The following is a 310-nucleotide window of genomic DNA, read 5'->3' on the forward strand; positions in this document are numbered from 1 at the left end:
AGGCGTGGATGATGTCCGGGTCCGAGATGTCCTTGCGCTGGGCGGTCATCGACATCAGCAGGTGATTTTCCACCAGCCAGGAGATCAGCTGGGTATCCCGGTCGCTCAGGTGGTGACGGCGGCAGAAGTTTTCGGCATCGATGGCGCCCAGTTCGGAATGGTCGCCGCCGCGGCCCTTGGCAACGTCGTGGTAGAGCCCGGCGATGTACAGGTCTTCCACCTTGGGTAGCCGGTGGATCAGGCGGGACGCCAGCGGGTAATCTTTGCGGGCTTCCGTGCTGTTGAGCCGTACCATGTTGCGGATCACCCG

The 310-nt window shown here is 62.9% G+C and carries 1 protein-coding gene; it reads right to left on the minus strand.

Features of this window, described 5'->3' with window-relative positions; translation table 11 throughout:
* Positions 1 to 310, minus strand: a 310-nt coding sequence (locus tag CLH62_RS20910) for an HD domain-containing protein (protein ID WP_143752406.1), incomplete at both ends; no start/stop codon positions are given.

It is taken from the genome of Marinobacter guineae (genome assembly GCF_002744735.1).
GTDB classification, from domain to species: domain Bacteria; phylum Pseudomonadota; class Gammaproteobacteria; order Pseudomonadales; family Oleiphilaceae; genus Marinobacter; species Marinobacter guineae.